Genomic DNA, 23,176 nt, shown 5'->3' with positions numbered 1-23,176 from the left:
GAGACGAATGAAAACCTGGATCAAAACAGCGCTGGTGGGTATTGGCCTGTTTGCGGCCACTGCGACTGCAGCACACGCCGACGACCTGCAGTCCATCATCGACGCCGGCAAGGTGCGCGCCGGCGTATGCCTGACGTCCGAACCGGCGGGCTTCCGCGATGCACAGAACCTGCCCGTCGGCTATGACGTGGATGTTGCCACATTGTTGGCTGAAAAGCTTGGCGTCGAACTTGAAATCGTCGAAGTGACCGGCTCAACGCGCATTCCAATGTTGCTTGCCAACAAGATCGACGTCATTATTTGCAATATCACCGCCACGACGGAGCGGGCCAAGTCAGTGGACTTCTCCTTCCCCTATTTGCGCACCGGCATTCGCATTCTGGTTCAAAAAGATGGTGACATAACCGGCTTCGACAGCCTCGCAGGCAAAAAGGTTGTCGTTGGTCGCGGCACGACCGGTGAAGCCATGGTAAAGCTTCGTGCGCCTGACGCCGAGTCTCGTCTATATCGAGAGCCCCGGCGACGCGATCCTGATCATGAGGCAAAAAAAGGCGGACGCCTATGTCGAGGATAGTCTTGGAATCGACTGGATTGCCAAGACCTACGCGGACCAGATGATGAGCCTGCCCGATACCTACTCGTCCGATCCGATCACCATCGGCGTGCGCAAGGACAACCCCAGCTTCCTGCGCTGGATGGACCTGTTTGCGTCGACATTTGTGTCCTCGGGTACCTATAATGAATACTACACGAGGTGGTGGGGCACCACGCCACCAACGCTCAACGCCGTCTGGTAGCCAACTGTCAAATCTTTGTGGCCTGCCGTGATACGGCGGGCCTTGACCTTACGAATGGATGGATTCCCATGACGCCGTTTTCTGGCCTTGGTATGGATATGGGGACGCTTTCGCTGCTGTCGCACGCCCGAACGCGCTCGATAAGCCCTGAAAATTTCACCGGTGAAAAGGGTCTTGGTGGCATGGCTACCGAGGGCACTGGTGCCATTCATGCGCGCGAACTGGGGCAGGGGTGGAAGGTCTCTCCCTCCATTGACATTGCAGCGGGCGAGACCCGCATTCTGGCCGACATCGCCGGCCCGGGGGCCATCCAGCAGCTGTGGATGGTGACCAATTCTCAGAAATGGCGCAGCTTGATCTTGCGCATATACTGGGACGAGCAAGAACACCCCTCGGTTGAGGTGCCGCTTGGCGATTTCTTTGCAAATGGTTGGGGTATTTATGCCCATGTCAATTCGCTGCCAGTATGCGTCAATCCGGGGCGGGCCTTTAACTGCTACTGGGAAATGCCGTTCCGCGAGCGGTGCCATATCACCTTGGAAAACCGCGATGGCGAACCCGCCACGCTTTACTATCAGTTCAACTACACTCTGACAGATGTGCCTGCCGACGCGGCCTATTTTCATGCTCAGTTCCGGCGCTCCAACCCGTTGCCCGGCGGCGAGGTCTACACCATTCTCGATGGTGTCAGCGGGCAGGGGCATTATGTCGGCACCTACATGGCCTGGGGTGTCAACAACAATGGCTGGTGGGGTGAAGGCGAAATTAAGTTCTTCCTAGACGGGGATGATCCATTCCCCACCATCTGCGGCACCGGCACGGAAGATTATTTTTGTGGTGGCTACAATTTTGATCCCGGCAGCATCGACCCTCGCAAGACTGGCGGTTACACCGAATACAGCACTGCCTATGCGGGTATGCCACAGGTAATCCGACCTGATGGACTTTACAACGCCCAGCAGCGGTTCGGGCTTTATCGCTGGCATATCGCGGATCCGGTGCGCTTCGAGACTGATCTCGGGGTAACGATTCAGGCGCTGGGCTGGCGGATCGAAAAGGATCGCCGCTATTTGCCGCTCCAGGACGATATAGCGTCCGTGGCCTATTGGTACCAGACGCTGCCAACTGCTCCTTTCCCGCAGCTGGGCAACCGCGACGCTCTAGATATCATTTAGAAACGGTGTTGCGCGGTTGCCGAGCGCACCCGCAGTTGGCGACGCTATGGAAACGTGTCGGCGATGGGTAGCGACGATGGCTGTGTGAACGCGATTGTCGATATGATGTTGCTCACGGGACAATTCCATTTTCTGCCAGATTTGGGAGAAGGAAACGTTCACCGCCATGGATCAACGCGAGATATGTCGCATACTCCGACACGCCGAGGAAATGGGCATTTCAAGACCAAAAACCAATGCTGCCCCAGTTTTCACCACGCTCGATCCTGCTACCCTTTGACAGCTGTGTTTGGTACACTAAACGCCATTCGCCTATTCCAACTGACGCTGGCCTGACTTGGTTTTTTGTTTGCTGACAGGCATTTGATCAATTCGACCTATCAAGACCAAAAGGGACGGTAATCATGACCAAAGCTATTGTTGTCGGCGCCACAGGGCACATAGGCACTTATCTGGTACCGCGCCTGGTTGAGGCAGGTTACGAGGTTGTGGCCGTTAGCCGAGGCAAGCGTCCTCCTTATCGCGACAACGCGGCATGGTCTAGCGTTGAACGGATCACCCTGGATCGTGAAAAATTTGAGTCGGAGGGGACGTTTGGTACGACAATTGCCGAGCTTAACGGCGACATCGTTATCGACTTGATCTGCTTCACCCTGCCCAGCGCTAAACAATTGGTGGCGGCGTTAAGAGGGCGCGTAAGTCACTTTATTCACGTGGGAACGATTTGGACGCACGGCCGCTCAACCGTTGTGCCCACCCGCGAAGAGGCACCCAAGCACCCCTTTGGCGAATATGGTATCCAAAAGCGAGCGATAGAGACTTTTCTGCATGACGCCGTCCAAAGGGAGCGTATTTCAGCGACAGTTCTCCATCCGGGTCATATTGTGGGTACCGGATGGTTGCCGGTAAATCCTGCGGGCAACGTCAACCCCGACGTGTTTTCGATGTTGGCTCGAGGAGAACCTCTCACCCTGCCAAATTTCGGAATGGAGACGGTACATCACGTCCACGCCGATGACATCGCCCGTTTGTGCCTCGCGGTGTTAGCCCATCGCAGCCAGTCGGTTGGCGAGAGTTTTCATGCCGTTTCCGAGGGCGCAGTCACATTAAGAGGTTTTGCCGAAGGCGTAGCAAACTGGTTTGGTAAATCCGCCGATCTGAATTTTTTACCATTCGATGAATGGTCCAAATCCCAGCAGACGGCGGACGCTAACGTCACATGGGACCATATTGTGCGCAGCCCAAACTGTTCTATGGACAAAGCAAGGCGGCTGCTTGACTATCGCCCACATTATGGCTCGCTCGAGGCCGTGCAGGAAGCGGTGCAATGGCTTATCGCCGATGGGCAAGTCCGAACTAGCTAGTCCAAATCCCGCCGTATCCCCGATTGTCTTTCCTTACAGGACTGTTCAGAAGGGGCGGTCCGCTTGGTCAGCCGTGCTGTGAGCGGGACCGCTTTATATCGCTCAAATAGCAGTTGCGTTTCAGCGCTCGATGCCCATTGCTACGCCTTGGCCGCCGCCAATACACATTGTTGCCAGTCCCTTGACGTTCAATGTCAGATTGCGCATGAGCTGTGGCAATTCATGGAATCAGCTAACCCGATATGCTCTCGGGAGCCGGGTCATGCTGCACCGCCAGTCAATTTGCTGATGTTGGCACTCTAGATGCTAATGTCTGTCGGCGTTCTATCGAGTACGGCGCGCGCGTCGGCCATCTACTATCACCCTCTGTTGCTGGCCGCTGAGCCAAGCACCATGTTGCGGTGCGCCTTGGCGGCGACAATCTGTTCTTCGGGCTCGCGCTCCAGATCCAACAAGCCCTTGGAAAGCGCGGCGCATTCTGATCCAAAGTTGGATTTCCGATTTCCTGGCCCCATTTGCTCGGCACGTTCATATCAGTGTCGACGCGAGCGTCGTTCCATGCGGGCAATAGCCTGTGGCTTCATCCAAGTAGACTTATTCAACTTGGCAAAAATCAGGCGCCGAAGCTGCCTTCCTCGCGGCACAGATCGACATCGGTGTCGCCGCCGCCCAGACCGTCCTTAAATTGCAGCCACAAATCTGGGACATGGGTGCTGACGAAGAGCAACGCCATTGACTCAACATGAACGTTCATGTGAAGCTTCATGTGAAGGTTCATGTAATTTGGGTGAATTAGCTTGGTCACCATGGCGCACATCGCCAAGTCGCTTGGAGTATCGGTGCAAACCGTCTCGGCCGTCGTCAATGGCAAGCCTGGAATCTCGCTGCACACCCAGGAACGAGTGCGTGAAGCCGTAACGCGCCTCGAATACCAGCCCAATGTGCAGGCGCGAACATTGCGGGGCGTGAAATCGAAGACCATCGGAGTGATTATTCCTTCGATCACTAACCCCTATTTCCCGGAATTCGTGAAAGGCGCAGAGGATGCGGCGCGGGCGCTCGGCTATTCAATGTTTTTGTGCAACACCGATTCCGAACTTCGGCACTTGCTCGAATATTTCGCGCTGATCAAGACCAACAAGGCCTCAGGTCTGATTTGCTCTGTGGGCATCAGCGGGGATTGGCTCGATGACGGAGAGGTCGTTCGCTGGCTCAGGCAATTCGCCAATGATGGGGTGTCGGTCGTGCTCAACGGTAAGGCTAGCGCGGACCTGCCGATCGCATCGGCGGTCGTCGACTCTGACGTCGCTATTCGTGAGGCGGTCATGCACCTGCTGCACCTCGGCCACCGGCGGGTGGCGTTGATTTCCCCGCCGGTAGGGCTGTCAGTCACAGCGGAGCGCGTCGCCGCCTATCGCGCCGCGTTCGCCGAATTTGGTCACCCACTCGCGGAGGAGATGATTGTGCCTGGCGATTTCGATATCGCCGTCGGCGCCGCCGCGACGCGCGACCTGATGAGACGCCGGCAGCGCCCTACCGCAATCATCGCCGCCAACGACCTAGCAGCGTTTGGCGCTATCTCGGCTCTCACTGCTATGGGGCTCAGCGTCCCCGACGATATGTCGGTGGTCGGTTTTGACGACATCGCTTTCGCCAAGGTGTTCCAGCCGGCCCTGACCACCATCAAGCAGCCGGTCTACGACCTCGGGCGCGAGGCGCTGCGCCTTGCGACCACCGACACCCGTGAGGGCACTGCCCCCGAGGTAGTTACACTCGCTGCGAGCTTTATCGCACGCCAATCCACTGGGCCTGCCCGCTAAGGCTGCCCAACATCAAATCTGGCTCAGATAGGGCCAAGCGCACGTAATGTCGTGCAAGAGGGAGAGAGAAAATGACGCATAATCTGACCAGACGGCATTTCCTTGCCGGCACCGCAGCCTCCGCCACTATGCTGGCGATGCCACAAGGGGCCATGGCCGAAAGTTTAACCTACACGGGCGAGCCTGGCCGTCGTCGGCCTCGTCCGTCAGCCGCCGGCCCAGGCTTGGGCCGCACGGAGCATGGCGTTCGAGGCGGCCAACCCTGGGATATCCATCAGGCAGACTGACTATCCGTCGGAAACCTATGTATCTTTGTTCACGGCGCAGCAGGCCGCCGGTCAGCCTAACGACATCATGCTCCTCAATGGCCAGGACCTGCGGCGCTACGCCACCAATGGCACCCTCGCGGCACTCGACGACAGCGATATTGATCTCGCTCGCTTCCGTTCCGGTGCCCTCACTACCGGCCAGATCAACGGCAAGACCTACGGCCTGCCCATTGGTTCGGTTAGCGGGTTCCCGGTGTTCGTTAACCGCAAGGTGCTCGGCAAGGTCGGAGCCGACATTCCGACGAGCTATGATGACATGCTGGCGCTCCGCGACAAGCTTAAGGCCGAGGGGCTGAAGGTCTTCACCCATCCCGGTAAGAACATCTATCTGTGGCCGGTGTGGTTTTTCACTGTCTTTGCTCAGACCAGCGGCAACAAGTCGGTTGAACGGACGGCTGAAATCCTTAGCGGCACCGCCAAGTTCACTGATGACGACGTGGTGCAGGCGCTTGAATTGCTCGCTCAGTTCGGCAAGGACGAACTCATCACCCAGGCCTCATTCTCACAAGACACGCCACAAACGCTGGTGGATTTTTCGGCTGGACGGGCTGCATTCTGGATGCAACACGAAAGCCTGATCGCCCAGGCTCGGCACCAGCAAACCGGCGGCGGTCGAGCCCGACGTCATGCTGATGCCCAAGCTTGTCGAAGCTGACGTTAAGTCGCAATATCCGGGTGGGCCTTCGGGTATCGTCGGTGTCAACGCGAAGGGTGACGGCGACCGCCGTGCTGCAGCACTGGCGTATCTGGATTGGATGACCTCCGACGAAGCCAACCGTGCCGAAGTAAAGTTCGCCAACGGTACCGTGCCGGTCAACGCCGGTGTGAGTTCTTTCGGCGGTGGCAACGTCGAAAAGATGGTCGAATTCTCCTCTAACCTTGTGACCTATCTCGACTGGAACTGGCCACCGGAGGTGACGCGAGCCTTCCAGGAAGGCATCCAGAGTTGCGTAGCGGGTCAGACTTCGGCTGCCGAAGCTGCTGAGGGCGCGCAGCAGGCGCTCGATCAACTCGTCGGCAACGGCTACACGTTCCTGAAATAGGCAGGTAGAGGCTCAGGAGAGGACCATGTCACGCTCTACTCAAAGTCCTGCCTGGGCGCGCGCCGGTGCCCTTCCGAGGGCACCGCGTCGTCTACCGGACGCGGTCATGGCGTTGCCTTGGATCATGCCGGGGCTGCTGTTGTTCTTCGTATTTGTGCATTTGCCGATGCTCATCCAGGTCGTGATGAGCTTTGGCCCCGATCAACTTGGCAAGCCGTTTGTAGCAACGCTCAAGAACTACTCGGACCTGGTGGCGGATCGGAAATTCTGGTTCGCCCTCGGGCACAACCTGCATTACGCCGTTGCCTCAGTGATCGGAAAGGTCGTGCTGAGTTTTGCGTTGGCACTCGCCCTTAATGGGGCTTTTTTCGGTCGCACGTTTTTTCGAGCGGTGTTTTTCCTCCCGGTCGTGATCTCGTTCGTCGCCATCGGCACCGTCTGGGGCTTTATGTTGCAGTATCAGTATGGTGCCATCAATGTTGGTCTGCGTTCGCTCGGGCTCGAGGGACTGGCCGCCGACTGGCTCGGCGATCCGCGCTTCGCCATGTGGTCGATCATCTTTGTCGACATTTGGAAGTGGACCGGCTTCCACGTCATCATCTATCTTGCCGGCCTGCAGGCACTGCCTGGCGACGTCGAGGAAGCGGCAGTTGTCGACGGCGCAAATGCCTGGCAGCGGTTCGTCTACATCACCGTGCCGTTGATGAAGCGTTACACCATCACTAACACCATCATTGCCACCCTTGGCGCCTTCTCGGTGTTCGATCTGGTGTTCGTGATGACCAAGGGCGGGCCGTTCAACGCCACTCAGGTGGCCATGACCCAGGTCTATCTCAACGCCTTCCAGTTCCAGCGTTTCGGCTATGCCTCGGCCCAGGCCACGATACTATTGCTAATTATGGCGGTGGTATCAGTCGTACTGTTGCGGCTCGGGCAGAGAGCGGAACAGCGATGAGCCCCGTAACCCTCTCTGGCCGTAAGGGCATGGCCGGTACAATGCCTTACCTGCGTTGGATGATGTTGGCCTTCGGGGCGGCGGCGATTTTTTACCCGCTCGCGATATTTCTTATCAATTCGCTGAAGTCCGACTCGCAGTTCATCGTTGATCCGCTCGGGCTACCATCCTATTGGGCGTTCGAAAACTATACGACGGCCTGGGTTAAGGCCGACATGACACGGCTGATTTTTAACAGTCTAGTGGTTTCAGTTGCCTCATCCCTACTCGCCATAATCGGCGCCTCGATGTTGGCGTTCGGCCTGCATGTCTTTCGCTTTCCTGGCAGGGGGCCACTGCTCGCGAGCATCATCATGATGCTAACTATCCCAGCACAGATTTACATAATCCCGCTCTATATTCTCGTTATCAACCTCAAGGCTCATCAACACCTATTGGGCTCTTATCCTGCCCTACGCGGCCGGCTCCATGCCGCTGGCAGTGGTGTTGTTTAGCAATTACTTCGCCGGCCTGCCGCGCGAGCTCATTGACGCAGCCCGGATCGATGGTGCCAGCAGCTTTGATATCTATGCGCGAATTCTGATGCCGTTATCGCGGCCGGTGATCGGGGCGGTGACAGTGTTCTCCTTCACGTCCTCTTGGAACGAGTTCTTTCTCGCGCTGGTCTTCATGCAGAACAAGGAAGTCTACACCCTACCGCTTGGCATGCAGGTCTTCGCCACGAGCGAATATTCGATCGATTTCACGCTGCTTTTCGCTGCTTTCTCCATCTCGATGCTGCCTCTAGTGGTCATCTACCTCCTGATGCAGCGCCAGTTCATCGCCGGCATGGCCGGTGGCGCATTGAAAGGATAATCATGCCCAGTATCGCCAGCGAGCGACCGATCAAGCTAGCCTACATTGGCTGCGGTTTCATTGCCCAACATATCCACCTGCCGAATTTCTCGACCCTGCCGCAATGCAAATTGGTGGCACTGGCCGAGCTACGGCCGAGGCTCGGTCGGGCTGTCGCCGATCATTACCGCATCCCGACGGTCGTTAGGCTCGCACCAGGAGCTGTGCAACGATCCAGATATCGAAGCCGTCGCGGTTTCCGCTGACTATGTGGTACAGGGCAATATCGCCGCCGACCTGCTGCGTGCGGGAAAGCATGTGTTCATGGAAAAGCCCATGGCGGTCTCGATCCAGCAGGCCGAAAGCATCCTCGCGGCGGCGGAAGCGGGTGGAGCACCGGCTCATGGTCGGCTACATGAAAAGATACGACCCTGCCAATCTACTGATGCGCGACACAGTGCGGGCATGGAAGGAATCTGGTGACAAGGGTCGGCTGCTCTACCTGAGGGCTCACGGTTTTTGTGGCAATTGGACCGCCGGCCGTGACAAGTTTGCCATCATCTCCACCGACGAGGCTATGCCGGACAAGCCGCGAGATGAGTTCAAGCCCGATTGGTTACCGGCGGACCAAGTCTCCAGCTATATCGGCTATCTTCAACAATATACTCACAACATCAATCTGGCGCGCTTCGTGCTCGATGCGCCGTATGCATCCATCACGGTCAAAGCCACCGATCTGGACGGGGATGGCATGACCGGCGTCGTCCTGATGGAACTGGGCGGTACCCGCGTCAGTCTCGAGAGTGCCCAAACCCGGTTCCATGGCTGGGACGAGCATACGCAAGTGTATTTCGAGGGGGTGGGTGCATGCCCACTCGCCGGTGCTGTTCGCCAATCCCGGCCAGCCGAATATCGAAATCTACGAGGCCGGCGAGCCGCCAGTCTATCGCACGCCAATTCCGACGCCAATCGCAACTTGGCACTTCCGCGCCGAGGCCGCGCATTTTCTCGAAGCCCTGCGATCTGGCGCCCCGTTCCGATCGCCAGGAGCTGACGCTCTAGCCGACGTCACGCTGCTCGAAGCCATCTACCGCAATCACCTCGGTCTCTAACCCAACAGAGGAACCCAATGAAAACCTGCTTTAATACCATTACCGCTGGCCTGGACCGGCGGTTAGAGGACATCATCGCCGCGTGTACCAAATCAGGCTTCGATGGTATGGAATTAGACCTGCGCGCTATCGACGAGGCAGCGTCCCGGCTTTCGATCAATGACATTCGCCAGCGCCTCGCGGATGGTGGTCTCGCAGCCGTCTCAGTGATGGCGTTTGATCTAGCACCATTCGCAGTCGACGGCGCCGCTCTTGACCGATTCAAGCGGGGCGCCGCAGTAGCGCAGGAAGTTGGCGCGCCAATCCTACTCACCTTCTGCTTTGCCCCGGTTCCTGAAGGCATGAGCGAGGAAGCGGCACTCGAGGTGGCAGGCAAGCGCGCTGCGCTTTATGCCGAAGTCGCTGGTCCCACCAAGATTGCGCTTGAGCCGATTGGACGCGCCGAGCTGATGGGAGGACCGGTCGCGGCACTGGATATCGCTCGTCGCACCGGCAGCGCCAATGTCGGAGTAATGATGGACACGTTCCACTATTATCTGAGCCAAGTACCCGATGCCGACGTCCTGAAAATCCCGCTCGAAAAGCTATTCATTGTCCACGTTAATGACAGTGAGGACCGGCCGATCGCCGAACTCAAGGATGCCCACCGCATGCATGTCGGGGAGGGCATTTTGCCACTCAACCACGATCTCGAACTGCTTCGCAAGCTTGGTTACGATGGGTACCTGTCGGTCGAAATTTTCCGTGAGCAATATTGGAAGCAGCCAGTCGAACAAGTCGTTGCCGATGCTAAGTCATCGCTCGATCTTTGGCTTGGTACTCAGGAGAAATGAAATGAAAATCGGCTTTTATACGTCGACCTTCAACGACCGCCCGTTTGAGGAGGTGGCAGATTTTGCCAAGACAGCGGGTTTCGACGCCATCGAGATAGATGTCGGGGGGCATATCAAGACCCCAGACAAGGTAGCCGATGCAGTAAACATAGCACGCGAACGCGGCCTCTACGTGTCCTCGATAACTCTGTTTGGCAACCAACTCGATCCAGATGCTGCCAAGCGACGGGCACTGAGATCTCGCACTCATGATCTGGCTAAGGCAATTTCCGAGTCTGAGGTGCCGATTTTTGTGATCTTCCCCGGTCACGATAACACTATCGATGAGGACGAAAATTATAAGAGCTTCGCTGATCACGCGAATGCACTTGCCAGCGCCAATCCATCGCTGGAATTCGCCATCGAGAACTGGCCCGGTCCAGACAATTCCTATATCGCTATCACCCCTGAAGGCTGGCAGAGACTCCTGGTACTGGTGCCCGACAGGAGGATTGGTATCGAGTTCGATCCCTCGCACCTTATCCGCCTCGGTGTTGATCCCTATGCCGCCTATGAAATCGTGAAGGATCGAGTGAAAATCCTCCACGGTAAAGATACCTCATTCGACGACGCTCGCCTGCAGGCGGTCGGATATTATGGCTCGGCTTGGTGGCGCTATCGATTGCCGGGCAGTGGGAGTCTCGATTGGGCGCGATTCCTGAAGCAGGCGCTTGACGGTGGCTTTGACGGGACGATCTCTATCGAGCATGAGGACTCCGATTTCGGCTGGCCGGGCAAGGATCTCGAGGCGCGCAAGGAGGGCGAGCGGCAGGCGCTGCAGCATTTGCGGTCGGCGATGGCGTTTCAGCGCTAAACAGGCGGAGCCGAGAAAGAACAGCTGACTGGCCCGCATTGGGTTATTTTGGAACGGCGGGCTCTGCGCCGATCTTAGGTGTTGACGTTCTTAGCCGTTGGCAACGCGTCGTGTCGGCTTATATTATAGGTTCGGGGGAGCGGCTATTGGGGCTTCCTACAGCGAACTTCTTGCTACGCCATGTTGAGGAGGATAAGTGGCTCATTTCGCGGTGGCCTATGAGTAGAATCATATATTGTTCGAACGTAATGCTCCACTGCTCGGCGTGCTTGGCATTTTTATAGCGTTTTGTTGCGCTTTGGCGGCAGGCTCGCCGGGTTTCGATGGGATCTGCACTATTTTCGACCTAGCGTCGGCACTCAGGCATTGCTGCTCGGGCGTCGCGGATGGCAACCTCCGGATAGCGGCCTAATCCCAAATCACGCCGTTTTCCTGTAACTGGGAAACATTGCGGAATAGCCATTTGCCGTTTCCCGTTTTGCCACATGCAGCCGTGCGCGAAGGCGACTGCGTGTAGCTTGGGAAACACTCAACTATAGTGGCGAAGCCGAGCCGCGTCGTCAAAAAGACAATGACTGGCTTGAATAGCGCGAATAATTGGCGTCTCATTCCTGACTATCCCTCAATGGCGAGTTCGGCATTGCAAGAATCTGATTTTCGCACTCGCAACATGGATAATGCGCCTAAGGGACCAGCCGCCCGAGAATCTGGCCGCGCGGCCGAGCAGATCGCGGACCACAATGTGCGCGTGACACTGGAAGCAATTAGGCGCGATGGACCCCTGACGCGGCTCGAACTAGGCCATCGAAGCGGTCTCAGTCAGCCTGGAGTATCCAATGTTGTGACCCGTCTCAAAAAGGACGGGCTGATTAAGGAGCGCAAGCGGGCAAAAAATGGCGCACGCCCGTCGTCAACCGAATTTGCAATCAACCCGGACGGTGCCTTTTCGATCGGCGTTCGTTTGCGTCGCAATGATGGGGAGGCAAAATTGCTCGACCTGAGCGGCACAGAACGATGCTCCATAGACTTTCGTGTCGATGCGCAGATAGGCGCCACGCTCGTCGAGCCTTCCGACCCGATTGCAGTCTGGTGTGGCCAAGACAGCCAACATAATCGGTGTTGGCATCGGCACAGATACGCACGATCCGTCGGACCTCGCGCCATTGGTGGCCGCACTGGCACCATTGCCAGTATTCGTTCAACGCGAATCTGTTGTAGCAATTCTCGCCGAGCGCACCCTGGGTATCGGCGCAGTTGAGGGCGGACTCATCTATATTATCATCGGCGACACGGTGCGCGCCGGATTGATGGTGCGCGGTGTCCCGTTTGGCGGCGTCCACGGTCGCGCTGGCGAACTTGGCTCCATGCTGACCGGCGTGGATCGTGTGCCGCTAGACAGCGTGGTTGGGCTTGAGGCTTTACGGGGGCGACTTGATGAGAACGAACGACAAGCCCTAGCGACTGGTGTTGATGTGCCGATATCGCCCGCCATGCTTGGCTGGATCAAGGACGCGGCCGGTCACCTGTTGGATGCAATTGTTGCGGCAGCCGGATTTCTGGCGCCGGGCGCCATCATGATTGGTGGTGATCTGCCCCCGAACTTGATACGCGCCCTGATCGCTCAGCTGACCATTGAGCGTAGCGATACCGCTATCCGCCCGTTTACCACTCCATGGCTTTCGCCAGTCGAACCGGCCACCTTCAGCAAGGGAGGCATAGCCCTGGGCGCGGCCCTATTGCCGTATTTTGACCGATTGTTGCCATCGCCACTATCTCCACCGGTCTAGGCGGTCCAGCGGATTACATCGGTTCCCGAGATGGCTAATCATGCGATTGGCACGTCCGTGTGTTCGCGGTCGGAAACGACTGCAGCGTCGAGTACTTTCTGGATGTTGGCTGCGCGCCGAAATGAAGGTTCCTCGGTTTTGCCCGCCTTTACCGCGGCGGCAAAGCGCAGGAAATTTGTATCGACATTGTCACAGGCAATGTCCCGCCATTCAGCTTGGTTGACGTCACTGCCGGCGCAGGCCCGAAGCGTTGATTTACCGGTGTCGTAGATAACTTCGATTGAGCCAAGATCGCCATAAACTCGCAGTCGCAGCTGGTCAAACTGGCCAGCCGCCGTTCGGCTGGCTTGAATTGTGCCAACCGCTCCGTTCGAATAATCGACGTTCATTGTGAAACTGTCGTTGGCATCGAGAACATAATCTCCGATTACATTTCCCGGCGCCTTGTCAAAAGTCTTGAGCCTTGCAAATACGTGCGCGACGTCCAGACCGGACCCGTAGGAGGCGAAATCCACGATATGAATTCCGATATCGCCCAGCGCCCCGTTTGATCCGTGTTTGGTACTCAGTCGCCACAGCCATTTGCTCTCGGTTTTCCAGTCGCCCCACGCGGTGCTGACCAACCAGCTTTGTAGATGAGACGCCTCGATGTGCCGCACCGCGCCGATTTTACCTGCCAGCACCATCGCCCGCCCCTTCTGCAGGGCAGGTGAATTGCGATAGGTGAAATTGACCATCCCGACTTTTCCGGATCGTTCGATAGCCTCGGTCATTTCCATAGCCAGCGCTGCGTCAGTGGCCAATGGTTTCTCGCAAAAAACATGCTTGCCGGCGGCAATCGCCTGCATCGTTGTGGGGTGGTGAACGTTGTCCGGCGTAACATTGGCGATCGCGTCAAACTCTCCCCATTCCAACGCATCGTCGAAACTGGAAAACTGCCTGGCAATGTCGTGCTCCGTGCAAAAAGCTGCGAGTCGTTCGGGTACGACATCTACGCCCCCGACAAGCGATACCCCGCCAATTTTTGAGAAGTTGGCGGCATGTTGATTGGCCATGCCACCGGTGCCGAGTATGAGAATGCGCATGAACGTCGATCCTGTAAGTTGGTATGGACTTATCGATTTGACCCGGCATGCGGGGCATTGGCGGTTTGAGGCCAAATATTCCCTTTGGTTCTCTTGACATAAAACTAATGTCACTTAATCTCGACAATGCAGCACCAATACGAACTCAGGTCAACTGGGGCATGCACAATTGTGCTGCAATGAAAGTAACGGGAGGAGACCCACCATGATAACCCGACTCGTCGGCGCCTTGGCGCTGAGCACTGCTTTATGCGCATCACTGCCAACGTTTGCTCAAGATCAGGACCTAGCCGCACCGGATCGTATTGGCCTTTCGAGCGCACCCAACAAATTGGTGGTACGCTTAACCGGCGATAGCCCCGGCAACACCGATCCCGATATTGCGGCGGGGTACAAGGATCTGTTCGTAGCCTTCATAAAAAAGCATCCCGAATGGCAACTTCAACTGCAAATCCAAACCCAGGACATCGGCACGGAGCAGGCTAAGATGCTTGAACAGGCGAAGAGCGGTAATGCCCCTGATTGTGCCGCCGTTGACTCATTTGTTCTTGGTCAGTTCAAGGCCAATAATGTTCTGTCCGATTTCACGCCATACTTTAGCAAGGAAGAAATTGCAGATCTGTTCCCGTTCGTTCGCGAGGGCATATCAGGCGCGGATGGCGAGATTTACGCTTGGTGGTGGGACACGGATTTGCGCGTTCTCTATCGCAATAAGTCAATTGTACCCGATGCTCCCCAAACTTGGGACGATCTAAAAAAAGCGGCTCTTGCATCCAAGGATCAGGGCATGGAGGGTGTGCTCTTCAATGGCGGCCGTTGGGAAGGTACTACCTTTGACTGGTTGGCCAATTATTGGTCTCTCGGCGGCAAGCTGGTTGATGATTCAGGTAAACCCGTATTTGGTGACGATGACAACAAGTCCAAGTTTCTTGAGGCCGTAAACTACTTCAAGGACTTGGTGGATTCGGGAGCCGCGCCGAAACGTGTCGCAACCATTGTAACGTACGATGATCTGGCCGCCGCTGCAGCCGCGGGAACCACCGCGCTGTTCATTGGTGGTAGTTGGCAAAATGCCCAACTGGAATCGACACTGGACCCCGATATGTTCGCTGACTGGACTTTCTCGCACATACCCGGACCGACACCTGATGATCATAAGACGGGCACCGGCGGTTGGACCATAGCGTCCTTCTCCAAGGACCCACAAAAGGTCGAGATGTGTGCCGATCTGGTTCGTGACATTTACATGGGCCCAGCCAATGCACTGCAACAGCAACTGCCAACACGCGCATCGCTTTATGACAAGTATCCCGTGTTCTCGACCCCGGCGAACAAAGAGTTCGCCGCAGATCTTGCCGATGGGCAGGCTCGTCCTGGGGCACCCATCTATCCTGAGATATCCAATCAGATTCAGATCATGATGGGCGACGTACTCTCAGGCTCCAAGTCACCTGAAGATGCTCTTAGCGCTGCATACAATGCCTCGCTTGAGGCCTATGATCGACTCTGAGCCTATCCAGCTTTGGGCGAGGTGGCCTGCTCCTGATCGGAAAATGTCGCCCCGCCCGTTTCCAACTGAAAGATTGGATAGATGATAGCAGCAACCATGGATGTCCCAGGCAATGGCTTTCGCGCCCGGTTTAACCGGCGCTATGCCGGAGCCCCTTTGCCATGGATGCTGCCCGTCATAGTTGTAATTGGACTATTCTATCTCTACCCCGTCTTTGATGTGATCCGACTGTCGTTCACCGACGCGACGCTGATAGGTAACGAACACACTTATACTTTTGCCTCGATCATACACGCATTTGGATCACCTGACTTGGCTGGCATCCTGTTGACGACGCTCATTTTTGTCGGTGGGAGTATCGTTGGTCAGCAGCTATTGGGGCTCATGATCGCCCTGATTGTCATCCGCGGTGAAAAACGACGCCTGTTTGGGACGACAATTCTGCGCACAACCGCGTTGGTCGCGTGGGTGGTGCCTGGAATTGCTGGCGGTATCGTATGGCAAATGCTGTTTTCCGAGGCACCCTTCGGGGGGTTGAACTCCCTGTTGCGCATGATCCATTTGCATCCGGTCGAGTGGCTGTCAGACCCCAATATTGCGCCATGGTCGGTAGTCATTTCCAATGTCTGGCGCGGCACAGCATTTTCGATGGTGGTGATGTATGCCGGTCTCAAGAGCATTGACCCGACTCTTTATGAGGCCGCGGAGGTCGATGGCGCATCGGCCACTCAACGTCTGCGCTTCATCACGCTGCCGCAGTTGCGCACGGTCATTCTCGTAAACATGATCCTGATAACCATTCAGACCATGAACACATTTGACTCCATCATTTCGCTGACGGGCGGCGGACCGGGGCGGGCAACAGAGGTTATCTCACTATACACGTTCAACATTGTCTTCCGAAACTACGACCTATCGGGGGGAGTGTCATCTCGGTGTTGATGTTGTTCATGAGCCTTACCCTCGCCTTCATATACGCGATGTTCCTGCCAAGGGAGTCGAAGTCATGAATTCCAGAGCCATATCCCGGCTGGGCGACGTTTTTAGCTACGTCTTCATGATGATGATGTTTGTTTTCTTTGCTGGCCCCCTATTCTGGCTGCTATCATTGGCTTTGCGCACCAAACGTGAAATTTATCTCGGCGTATCCCGACTAATTCCCAAATATCCAACCATCGATAACTTTATTTCGGTGCTGACCAATAATTTCTTTCCCACCTACCTTTGGAATGGGCTTCTGCTGGCAGTTCTGAGCGGCGTTGGCGTGTTGATCGTCGCCCTGCCTGCGGCATACGCGTTCTCCAGATTCAATTTTCGCGGCAAGAGCGCCTGGATGATGGGGCTATTGGCATTCCAGATGATTTCTCCGCTCGTCATCATGGTGCCGCTCTATCGCTATTTTAGCTGGTTAGGTCTACTCGACACCCATTTTGGTGCGATCATGGTCTATATCGCGCTGGGCGTGCCACTGGCTGCTTGGCTACTTAAAGGTACCGTGGATAGCATTCCGCGCAGCCTGGACGAGGCAGCCATGATCGATGGTTGCAGCCGCTTCGCGGTCTTTTGGCGTATTGTTCTGCCGCTGTCCGGACCCGGTGTAGCCTCGGTATTCATCATCACTGTCATCGCGGGCTGGTCGCAGTTCCTTGTGCCATTCCTGCTGTTGACCAAAACCAAACTCATGCCGATTGGGGTCGGTATTTTTCAGTTTCAGGGCATGCAGAACGACTCCTCAATGCAATTGCTGGCGGCCGCCTGTTTGATCTCGGTCGTTCCGGCCATTATTGCATTCTTATTGCTTCAAAGGATGATCCTCGGTGCCATGACTGCCGGTGCGGTCAAGGGTTAGCTACATCTTCTGCAAACGAACAGTAAGTTGGCATCAATATGCTCCCAGGCTCTCGCCAGCACCCACAACGCATCAAATTTCACATTGACAAAATGAGCTCTGGCGCATGACAAAACGAGCGGACACGAATAGGGCCGCGAGCCTGCAATTAATTCGCTTAGAGCCGATTTGACTGCCGGTCCACGTGCTGGCACTGAATCTGCCCGGCGACGCTTGGAAAGGCTTGCAGCGGTTCTGATGGCGGTGACGAAGAACCATATGGCCTCATAGCCCTCCACGGGGCTATGGTCCGGGGGCGGCGTAGTCTTGCAACCCGTTGTAACCAAGCTGGATTTTGAGGCCGTAAGGTGGCACTTGTTTAACCTGCACCAGGCGGTCTTTCCGCGCCACGGATTTGGATCTCGCAACAATGACGCTACGACGCAAGCCAGCCATGCTAGACCATAGTGCTGATCTAACGGGTTCAAACGTGGGGCAGGCGGGGGAACATAATCGTGGTCTGGTTCTACGCGCCATCCATCGGTACGCCCCAATTTCCCGGGCCGAGATTGCCCGGCAATCGGGGCTAACGAAAAAGGCAATCGCGCGTATTGTCGATCGGCTGCTTGATGAAGGTCTAGTGATGGAAGCGCGGCGTCGACGCGGCCTGCGAGGACAACCGGCAATCGAACTTGAGCCTGGATCCCAAGGGATGTTTTTCAATCGGCGTTGACATCGATCGTGACCATCTGACCATCGTCGCAGTCGATGCCACGGGTACGGTTCGTGGACGTGTGCACCACGAGAAACGCTTTTTGCTGCCCAACGAATTTGTCGAACTCACCGACGAAGCCATTTCCTATTTCGAGCGCAGCCGGTTGATTGACAGTGCTCGACTGTCCGGAATAGGGGTCGCGATTCCCTATTGGCTAGGAGAATTGCCGATCGTTGGCAAGCCAGCAAATTACGCTTTGTGGACCAAGTTCGATGTGCGCGCCGCTTTGGAAGCGCTGACACCGCACCCAGTCTACATTGACAATGAGTCCAACGCCGCTGCGATGGCCGAACTTGATTTCGGACTGGGTGCGGAAAGTCAGAATTTTTTTACATCTATATCACGGCGTGCACTGGCGGCAGCCTGGTGCTCGATGGATTGATTCACGAGGGTGCCATGGGCATTAGCGGAGAAATTGGCTGGCTGCCCGTGACGGACGACGCCGGGTCCGCACCGGGACAGGTGCAGCCGTTGGGTGACCTGTTTTCGCTGTTCATCCTTTTCGAGTATTTGCGCATGCATAACGTCATTGTCACCAATCCGCACGATTTGCTGACACTGGACAAGCGAGTCTCGAGATCTGGTTTCAGAATGGCTAAAGCATGTAAGCGTCTACATTGCCGAAGCGGTGACGCATATCGGTCTTGTTGTCGACCCAGATGCGGTTGTTGTTGGCGGGCGATTGCCAACGCGCCTTCTTGACGAGCTGCTGCACTACACTAACGAGCATCTATCGGGTGCTGATCCTGATACGCCGTCAATCCATCGCGCGTCTATTGAAGATGCTGCCGCGCTCGGCGCCGCGTCCATGGGGTTGGCGGCGGCGCTGATGCTCGGCTCGCACGATCCGGCGCAGCTCACTCGAGTGCCCCCTCGGGTGCCTGACCGCCTTCAATCTTGCTGAGTCAGGTAGTCGGGAAGCTTCTATAGTGGGCCGTCGGCAATATGCCGACCATGTCACCCATGGAGCCCCAGAAGACACAGCGTAATCTCGCATTGCTGAAGTTTTTTTGTTTTGTGGCTTGGCTACTAACGAAGTGTTATGGAAACTTCCTACCGACCAGCTGTCTTTCGTGCATATATAGAATGGGATAGTGTCGGTCGACGGTGGGAAATAGCATATCGTTGTGGTCGAACACCGCCTGATGGTGAGTACCTGATAAGGCACGACCTCTAGCACGTGCTGGAGAAACTCGCAGGCCGTGCGCCTGTCTGCCGTTTCAACAAGTTGGGTGATGGCGAACTTGTTGGTGCGCTCAATGGCCACGAACAGATAGAGCCTTGTCCTCAGCGGTCTGCACCTCGGCGATGTCGAGTGAAGGAAGCTGACGGGGTAGCGCTTGAACTTCTGGCGCATGGGCTTGTCAACGCCCGCCAAATAGTCCTCGATCTGTGTGCCGGAACCGCTGCGTAATGACGGCCGGCACTGATCAGAATACCGGCGAGGATGGCACTATACGGGGGTGACGTGATCGGCACATGTCGGCCTGCTTGCCCACAATTGCATCGGTGTTGTTCGGCCTGACCTCGTCCAGCAAGGGTTAAACAGCGTGAGCAAACGGCATGACGCCGGATACGACCAATCGCATCATTATTTCTACGATCTGGTCATCCTATCCTCGTTGCTCGGCAACCCCGTGGTCAAAGCTACTATGCTCTGAGCTTCGCGATCCAATGGTCGAGCGACAGTCGCCCCGGACCCCAGGCCATTATGCCTAGCGCCATCGCGGCCCAAGTGATGTGGACAGGCCAGCCCTCAGGAACGGTGAGTTGGACGACAATCGTCATTAGGAGCAGCCCCAATCCGGCTGCTCGTGAAGCGAGACCAATCACCAAAAGGATGGGTAAGCCGACCTCGGCCGATCCGGCAGCCAAGGCGACCAACTCTGGCGCGGGAAAACTATAGGGTCCACCGGGCAGATGGAGTTTGAACTCCGAACTGAAGAGATAAACTGCGGTGTCATTGAGTTGTAGGAAACCATCCCACTTGAGCACGCCGGATCGCCAGAACGGCACTGCGAGCGCCAAGCGCAATACAAGCTGAGTTAGCGACGGCGGCGCGATGGCGCGGATCGCGCCGTTCACCCATTGCACGAGTTGGTCGATCCCCCCGCGATCGCTCTTGGTGGAGGGGCGTTCTGGTTCCATTAGTTCAGCCTCCGACATGGATATCTTTGAAAACGCCGGCATCGATCATGCCGGCGATATTGGCCGACAGGTCGAATGTGGGGCATTCAGAGACCACCTCGGCCGCCGCCACACCCAGAGGTCCCCCCGCGCTGAGCCTGGGACACGAATGCGGCGCCTCCTGGCGGCAGCCGCCGGACCATGACATCGAGGTCTGGCCTAGTTACCAATGCATCCTCGGGCGCACTCGCGTCGATCTGGTTCACCGGCGAATCGCCGCGGTTCGCCGCGAAGATTGTGACCACCGAATAGCGCGAGCGCACGATCCGCGTTGCCGGATGGGGCGTTAATATGGCGTTGGCGAGTTGATCGGGCGGGACTGATGCCAAGGCCTCTGGCGCTAGCGGTTCCGCGTCGGCGGCGTGATAGGCGTCGAGCCAGGCCCGCTCCAATCGCACCACATCGGCCAGCCAGGGCATGGACCGGGCATGCTCATAGCAGTCGACAAAGTCGGCAAAGTCGCGGCCATATTCGAACAGCAGTGGCGATGCTGGTGGTGTGGTACGCACATGATCCCTAGCCATCGCCCGGAAGAAATCTTCGCCCGTGATCCGCATCGTCGCCGGAAATGTTGCCGCGAGAGCGTCGATAAGGCTGACGGTGACATTGTTGCGATAAACCGCATAGCGCTTGCTGGCAGCCTTGCCGCGTGGCCCCTCGACGAAGGCGGGCGGCGCGCGCTTGGGGTCGAGCAACGCCGACGCAAAACCGTCTGCATAGCCGCTCTGCTTGTCGAGGCGCCCAATTTTTGAATCAGCGGACTGCATGGGCTTTGCCAGACACGAAGGAATGCGCGTGGCGGTCGAGGATCGCTTGCGCTGCGGTCGCCTCCGCCTTGAGGACGGGCCAATCGGGGATGTCGCTATCCCATTCGACGAGGGTTGGGATAGCGCCAGGCTCTGCCGATTACGATGTCATAGAGTTTCCACACCGCGTCGGCGACGGGGCCGTCATGACTATCGATGAGCAGCAGGTCGCCTTCATCGTCAGTTTGCTCTGCGTGGCCGGCCAAGTGGATCTCGCCCACATGCTCGAGAGGAAAATCAGCAAGATAATCCAGCGCTGAAAAGCCGTGATTAGTGGCCGAGACGAAGACATTATTGACGTCGAGCAGCAGACCGCAGCCTGTGCGTCGAACCAACTCGTCCAGAAACTCGGTCTCGCTTATGCTCGACTGTGCAAACAGAACGTAAGTCGAGGGGTTCTCGAGCAGTATCGGGCGACCGATCGCCTCCTGCACCTCATCTATGTGATCGGCGACGCGAGCCAGCGTCGCCGGCGTATAGGGCAGCGGCAACAGATCGTTGAAATAGGTCGTTTCGTGCGTCGACCACGCCAGGTGCTCAGAGACAAGTGCTGGCTCATATCGATCGACTAGCGCCTTGAAGCGGTCAAGGTGCATCTTGTCGAGCGGCTGCGGCCCCCCAATCGACATACAGACACCGTGCAGGGAGACTGGATAGTCTCGCCGGATACGGGTCAGTGCGTGATGTGGCGCTCCACCGGCCCCCATGTAGTTTTCCGCATGGACTTCGAAAAAGGCGCGCTGGACGTCGCTGTCGAGAATGAGCCTGCAAATGCTGATGCTTCAAACTTGTTCCCACCATTCCCAAGACGGGATAAGCCGGAAAGCGCGAGGCCATTGACGCCCGGGTGGGTTCGAAGTTCACCAATTCAGTCATCATAGCCTCCGCTTTCCGGCAGATAGAGTACGTTATGCAGGAAGATCGCGCGTCAGTGGTTCGAGCGAGCCAGTACGGTCGCCTGGTACGGCGATGGAGGCACAAGTTCCGCCCTGAACTAGTTTCCAGGCATTGCCCTGGAAGTCGACCGTCGACGTACCCTGGCAGGTGGTTCCCGGTCCTGCTGCACAGTCATTTAACCCTGCGAGGGCAACACCGTAGCATTTCTCCTTGCCGGCATCCATCGCTGCCGACATTTCCCCGTCAGTCAAAGGCCCGGCAGCATACGCGGCGTACGACGTCAGCGCTGTCAGCACTGCACCGGCCAGGACAGCCGTGCTCATTGTGGTTTTTGCAGACATGGTTCTCATCTCCCATTGTTGATTAGTGCCCGTCCTTGTTTGGACGCGCATGGGGTAGTTCGCCGCCGTGGCACAGATGTTACAGGTCCGCGTCGACACGTCTTCGTGATCAGTGTAATTCCGGCTCAGACCATTCGGTGAGGAACGCTCACGAGCGGACGGATCGCAGCCATTCTGCGATGTTGGCGGATCAGATTTTGGCGCGGACTGATAGAAGCGAGTCTGTAGGCCGTCATACCATGACTTCAGAGGTGTGGGATGGCTCGCTCAAGTGGGGTGGCTCTTCCTGGCGTCGTGCGAGTTCGGACAATAGCGATGCGATGGGAACGGGACGACCAAATAGGTAACCTTGGCCATGCTCGATGCCGATTTCCTCTAGCCACGCCAGCTGGCTCTGCCGCTCGATACCTTCTGCAACAAGGCTCATCCCTAGTCGATGGGCCGCGCCGACCAGCATCTCAATCAAGATCTGCGCCGAATGGCTTGTTTCGATGGCGTCAATGAAGAATTTGTCTAGTTTCAGGATATTGGCTCCCAACGACTGGACATAGGTTAGGCCACTATGTCCGGTCCCTGCGTCGTCAATCGCAACCGCAAAGCCAGCACTGGTAAGGTCGGCGATAATGTCTGCGGCGAGGGACAGGTCGGGCAACTCCTGTCGCTCGGTCAGTTCGAGAATGATTTGGCGGGGATCCACACCCGGTGCCGCGACCAGCGCCCGGAGTTCATCAGCGAAGCCGGGTTCGAGGAAATGGGAGGGCACAACGTTGATCGCAATCGTAAAGCCTGTGTCCGCGCGCAGCACATCTTTCATCTCCGTTAGTGCTCGCCGCAGCAGCGTCCAG

22 protein-coding genes and 5 pseudogenes are annotated in these 23,176 nt (G+C 56.9%); 20 read left to right on the top strand and 7 right to left on the bottom strand.

What is annotated here, in order from left to right:
* The first annotated feature begins 7 nt into the window (after positions 1 to 7).
* The 4 genes from PSQ19_RS05360 (at position 8) to PSQ19_RS05345 (ending at position 3,336) form a co-directional block, all read left to right on the top strand.
* A complete protein-coding gene (locus PSQ19_RS05360) occupies positions 8 to 574 on the top strand; it encodes a transporter substrate-binding domain-containing protein (RefSeq protein WP_282219915.1) in 567 nt (188 codons plus the stop codon).
* Positions 537 to 797 (top strand): type 2 periplasmic-binding domain-containing protein, encoded by a 261-nt coding sequence (locus tag PSQ19_RS05355; protein ID WP_282219914.1) that lies wholly within the window; start codon positions 537 to 539, stop codon positions 795 to 797. The genes PSQ19_RS05360 and PSQ19_RS05355 overlap by 38 nt, the downstream gene beginning before the upstream one ends.
* A 68-nt stretch (positions 798 to 865) precedes the next feature.
* Entirely contained in the window at positions 866 to 1,972 is a 1,107-nt protein-coding gene (locus PSQ19_RS05350) for a glycoside hydrolase family 172 protein (protein WP_282219913.1), read from the top strand.
* A 404-nt stretch (positions 1,973 to 2,376) separates the two neighbouring features.
* Positions 2,377 to 3,336: an NAD-dependent epimerase/dehydratase family protein gene (locus PSQ19_RS05345; RefSeq protein ID WP_282219912.1), complete on the top strand. Its 960-nt coding sequence runs from the start codon at positions 2,377 to 2,379 to the stop codon at positions 3,334 to 3,336.
* Between the two features lie 613 nt (positions 3,337 to 3,949).
* Here PSQ19_RS05345 and PSQ19_RS05340 read toward each other — a convergent pair.
* Positions 3,950 to 4,144: a hypothetical protein gene (locus PSQ19_RS05340; RefSeq protein ID WP_282219911.1), complete on the bottom strand. Its 195-nt coding sequence runs from the start codon at positions 4,142 to 4,144 to the stop codon at positions 3,950 to 3,952.
* Between PSQ19_RS05340 and PSQ19_RS05335 the strand changes: the two genes are divergently transcribed.
* From PSQ19_RS05335 to PSQ19_RS05285, 12 genes and pseudogenes are all read left to right on the top strand, one after another.
* On the top strand, positions 4,143 to 5,156 hold the full coding sequence (locus tag PSQ19_RS05335; RefSeq protein ID WP_282220620.1) for a LacI family DNA-binding transcriptional regulator: 1,014 nt from the start codon (positions 4,143 to 4,145) through the stop codon (positions 5,154 to 5,156). The two genes, PSQ19_RS05340 and PSQ19_RS05335, sit on opposite strands and share 2 nt — an antisense overlap.
* Positions 5,157 to 5,339: 183 nt before the next feature.
* Positions 5,340 to 6,140: an ABC transporter substrate-binding protein gene (locus PSQ19_RS05330; RefSeq protein ID WP_282220619.1), complete on the top strand. Its 801-nt coding sequence runs from the start codon at positions 5,340 to 5,342 to the stop codon at positions 6,138 to 6,140.
* Positions 6,112 to 6,528: a type 2 periplasmic-binding domain-containing protein gene (locus PSQ19_RS05325; RefSeq protein WP_282219910.1), complete on the top strand. Its 417-nt coding sequence runs from the start codon at positions 6,112 to 6,114 to the stop codon at positions 6,526 to 6,528. Before PSQ19_RS05330 ends, PSQ19_RS05325 begins: the two co-directional genes overlap by 29 nt.
* A gap of 25 nt (positions 6,529 to 6,553) precedes the next feature.
* A complete protein-coding gene (locus PSQ19_RS05320) occupies positions 6,554 to 7,483 on the top strand; it encodes a carbohydrate ABC transporter permease (RefSeq protein WP_282219909.1) in 930 nt (309 codons plus the stop codon).
* On the top strand, positions 7,480 to 7,977 hold the full coding sequence (locus PSQ19_RS05315) for an ABC transporter permease family protein (RefSeq protein ID WP_282219908.1): 498 nt from the start codon (positions 7,480 to 7,482) through the stop codon (positions 7,975 to 7,977). The genes PSQ19_RS05320 and PSQ19_RS05315 overlap by 4 nt, the downstream gene beginning before the upstream one ends.
* Complete coding sequence (locus tag PSQ19_RS05310; protein WP_282219907.1) at positions 7,952 to 8,338, top strand: carbohydrate ABC transporter permease; 387 nt, start codon at positions 7,952 to 7,954, stop codon at positions 8,336 to 8,338. Before PSQ19_RS05315 ends, PSQ19_RS05310 begins: the two co-directional genes overlap by 26 nt.
* 60 nt (positions 8,339 to 8,398) lie before the next feature.
* Positions 8,399 to 8,800 (top strand): Gfo/Idh/MocA family oxidoreductase, encoded by a 402-nt coding sequence (locus PSQ19_RS05305; RefSeq protein ID WP_282219906.1) that lies wholly within the window; start codon positions 8,399 to 8,401, stop codon positions 8,798 to 8,800.
* Positions 8,733 to 9,371 carry a hypothetical protein gene (locus PSQ19_RS05300; RefSeq protein WP_282219905.1) on the top strand — a complete coding sequence of 213 codons (639 nt, stop codon included), beginning with the start codon at positions 8,733 to 8,735 and terminating at the stop codon, positions 9,369 to 9,371. The genes PSQ19_RS05305 and PSQ19_RS05300 overlap by 68 nt, the downstream gene beginning before the upstream one ends.
* A 75-nt stretch (positions 9,372 to 9,446) precedes the next feature.
* On the top strand, positions 9,447 to 10,262 hold the full coding sequence (locus PSQ19_RS05295; protein WP_282219904.1) for a sugar phosphate isomerase/epimerase family protein: 816 nt from the start codon (positions 9,447 to 9,449) through the stop codon (positions 10,260 to 10,262).
* 1 nt (position 10,263) lies between these two features.
* Complete coding sequence (locus PSQ19_RS05290; RefSeq protein WP_282219903.1) at positions 10,264 to 11,115, top strand: sugar phosphate isomerase/epimerase family protein; 852 nt, start codon at positions 10,264 to 10,266, stop codon at positions 11,113 to 11,115.
* 571 nt (positions 11,116 to 11,686) lie between these two features.
* Positions 11,687 to 11,932: pseudogene (locus tag PSQ19_RS19720) on the top strand (hypothetical protein); the annotation flags it as partial.
* A 274-nt stretch (positions 11,933 to 12,206) separates the two neighbouring features.
* Positions 12,207 to 12,902, top strand: a complete 696-nt coding sequence (locus tag PSQ19_RS05285; protein ID WP_282219902.1) for an ROK family protein — start codon at positions 12,207 to 12,209, stop codon at positions 12,900 to 12,902.
* Between the two features lie 38 nt (positions 12,903 to 12,940).
* Here the strand turns inward: PSQ19_RS05285 and PSQ19_RS05280 are convergent, their stop codons facing one another.
* Positions 12,941 to 13,987: a Gfo/Idh/MocA family protein gene (locus tag PSQ19_RS05280; RefSeq protein ID WP_282219901.1), complete on the bottom strand. Its 1,047-nt coding sequence runs from the start codon at positions 13,985 to 13,987 to the stop codon at positions 12,941 to 12,943.
* A gap of 205 nt (positions 13,988 to 14,192) precedes the next feature.
* Between PSQ19_RS05280 and PSQ19_RS05275 the strand changes: the two genes are divergently transcribed.
* The 4 genes and pseudogenes from PSQ19_RS05275 to PSQ19_RS05260 all read left to right on the top strand — a co-directional run bounded on the left by PSQ19_RS05275 (position 14,193) and on the right by PSQ19_RS05260 (position 19,004).
* On the top strand, positions 14,193 to 15,497 hold the full coding sequence (locus tag PSQ19_RS05275; protein ID WP_282219900.1) for an extracellular solute-binding protein: 1,305 nt from the start codon (positions 14,193 to 14,195) through the stop codon (positions 15,495 to 15,497).
* An 81-nt stretch (positions 15,498 to 15,578) separates the two neighbouring features.
* Positions 15,579 to 16,507: pseudogene (locus PSQ19_RS05270) on the top strand (carbohydrate ABC transporter permease).
* Positions 16,504 to 17,346 carry a carbohydrate ABC transporter permease gene (locus PSQ19_RS05265; RefSeq protein WP_282219899.1) on the top strand — a complete coding sequence of 281 codons (843 nt, stop codon included), beginning with the start codon at positions 16,504 to 16,506 and terminating at the stop codon, positions 17,344 to 17,346. The pseudogene PSQ19_RS05270 and the gene PSQ19_RS05265 overlap by 4 nt, the downstream one beginning before the upstream one ends.
* A gap of 433 nt (positions 17,347 to 17,779) precedes the next feature.
* A pseudogene (locus tag PSQ19_RS05260) lies at positions 17,780 to 19,004 on the top strand (ROK family transcriptional regulator).
* Positions 19,005 to 19,750: 746 nt separating this feature from the next.
* On the opposite strand, the gene PSQ19_RS05255 reads toward PSQ19_RS05260, so the two are convergent.
* The 5 genes and pseudogenes from PSQ19_RS05255 to PSQ19_RS05235 form a co-directional block, all read right to left on the bottom strand.
* Positions 19,751 to 20,248 carry a DoxX family protein gene (locus PSQ19_RS05255; protein ID WP_282219898.1) on the bottom strand — a complete coding sequence of 166 codons (498 nt, stop codon included), beginning with the start codon at positions 20,246 to 20,248 and terminating at the stop codon, positions 19,751 to 19,753.
* Positions 20,249 to 20,252: 4 nt separating this feature from the next.
* A pseudogene (locus PSQ19_RS05250) lies at positions 20,253 to 21,054 on the bottom strand (HvfC/BufC N-terminal domain-containing protein).
* A pseudogene (bufB, locus tag PSQ19_RS05245) lies at positions 21,041 to 21,969 on the bottom strand (MNIO family bufferin maturase). The pseudogenes PSQ19_RS05250 and bufB overlap by 14 nt, the downstream one beginning before the upstream one ends.
* A gap of 32 nt (positions 21,970 to 22,001) precedes the next feature.
* Complete coding sequence (locus tag PSQ19_RS05240; protein WP_282219897.1) at positions 22,002 to 22,331, bottom strand: BufA1 family periplasmic bufferin-type metallophore; 330 nt, start codon at positions 22,329 to 22,331, stop codon at positions 22,002 to 22,004.
* A 232-nt stretch (positions 22,332 to 22,563) separates the two neighbouring features.
* Positions 22,564 to 23,166 carry an EAL domain-containing protein gene (locus tag PSQ19_RS05235; RefSeq protein WP_282220618.1) on the bottom strand — a complete coding sequence of 201 codons (603 nt, stop codon included), beginning with the start codon at positions 23,164 to 23,166 and terminating at the stop codon, positions 22,564 to 22,566.
* Between the last annotated feature and the right edge of the window lie 10 nt (positions 23,167 to 23,176).

The sequence above is a fragment of the Devosia algicola genome, from assembly GCF_028816455.1.
GTDB lineage: Bacteria > Pseudomonadota > Alphaproteobacteria > Rhizobiales > Devosiaceae > Devosia > Devosia algicola.
Note: the sequence above shows the minus strand (reverse complement) of the source record. Positions and strands in the feature narration are given on the sequence as shown.

Bases quoted from the DNA above. Each gene is read 5' to 3' on its own strand.
- PSQ19_RS05360 (WP_282219915.1), top strand. From the start codon at position 8: ATGAAAACCTGGATCAAAACAGCGCTGGTGGGTATTGGCCTGTTTGCG.
- PSQ19_RS05355 (WP_282219914.1), top strand. From the start codon at position 537: ATGAGGCAAAAAAAGGCGGACGCCTATGTCGAGGATAGTCTTGGAATC.
- PSQ19_RS05350 (WP_282219913.1), top strand. From the start codon at position 866: ATGACGCCGTTTTCTGGCCTTGGTATGGATATGGGGACGCTTTCGCTG.
- PSQ19_RS05345 (WP_282219912.1), top strand. From the start codon at position 2,377: ATGACCAAAGCTATTGTTGTCGGCGCCACAGGGCACATAGGCACTTAT.
- PSQ19_RS05335 (WP_282220620.1), top strand. From the start codon at position 4,143: ATGGCGCACATCGCCAAGTCGCTTGGAGTATCGGTGCAAACCGTCTCG.
- PSQ19_RS05340 (WP_282219911.1), bottom strand. From the start codon at position 4,144: ATGGTGACCAAGCTAATTCACCCAAATTACATGAACCTTCACATGAAG.
- PSQ19_RS05325 (WP_282219910.1), top strand. From the start codon at position 6,112: ATGCTGATGCCCAAGCTTGTCGAAGCTGACGTTAAGTCGCAATATCCG.
- PSQ19_RS05320 (WP_282219909.1), top strand. From the start codon at position 6,554: ATGTCACGCTCTACTCAAAGTCCTGCCTGGGCGCGCGCCGGTGCCCTT.
- PSQ19_RS05315 (WP_282219908.1), top strand. From the start codon at position 7,480: ATGAGCCCCGTAACCCTCTCTGGCCGTAAGGGCATGGCCGGTACAATG.
- PSQ19_RS05310 (WP_282219907.1), top strand. From the start codon at position 7,952: ATGCCGCTGGCAGTGGTGTTGTTTAGCAATTACTTCGCCGGCCTGCCG.
- PSQ19_RS05300 (WP_282219905.1), top strand. From the start codon at position 8,733: ATGAAAAGATACGACCCTGCCAATCTACTGATGCGCGACACAGTGCGG.
- PSQ19_RS05295 (WP_282219904.1), top strand. From the start codon at position 9,447: ATGAAAACCTGCTTTAATACCATTACCGCTGGCCTGGACCGGCGGTTA.
- PSQ19_RS05290 (WP_282219903.1), top strand. From the start codon at position 10,264: ATGAAAATCGGCTTTTATACGTCGACCTTCAACGACCGCCCGTTTGAG.
- PSQ19_RS05280 (WP_282219901.1), bottom strand. From the start codon at position 13,987: ATGCGCATTCTCATACTCGGCACCGGTGGCATGGCCAATCAACATGCC.
- PSQ19_RS05275 (WP_282219900.1), top strand. From the start codon at position 14,193: ATGATAACCCGACTCGTCGGCGCCTTGGCGCTGAGCACTGCTTTATGC.
- PSQ19_RS05265 (WP_282219899.1), top strand. From the start codon at position 16,504: ATGAATTCCAGAGCCATATCCCGGCTGGGCGACGTTTTTAGCTACGTC.
- PSQ19_RS05255 (WP_282219898.1), bottom strand. From the start codon at position 20,248: ATGGAACCAGAACGCCCCTCCACCAAGAGCGATCGCGGGGGGATCGAC.
- PSQ19_RS05240 (WP_282219897.1), bottom strand. From the start codon at position 22,331: ATGTCTGCAAAAACCACAATGAGCACGGCTGTCCTGGCCGGTGCAGTG.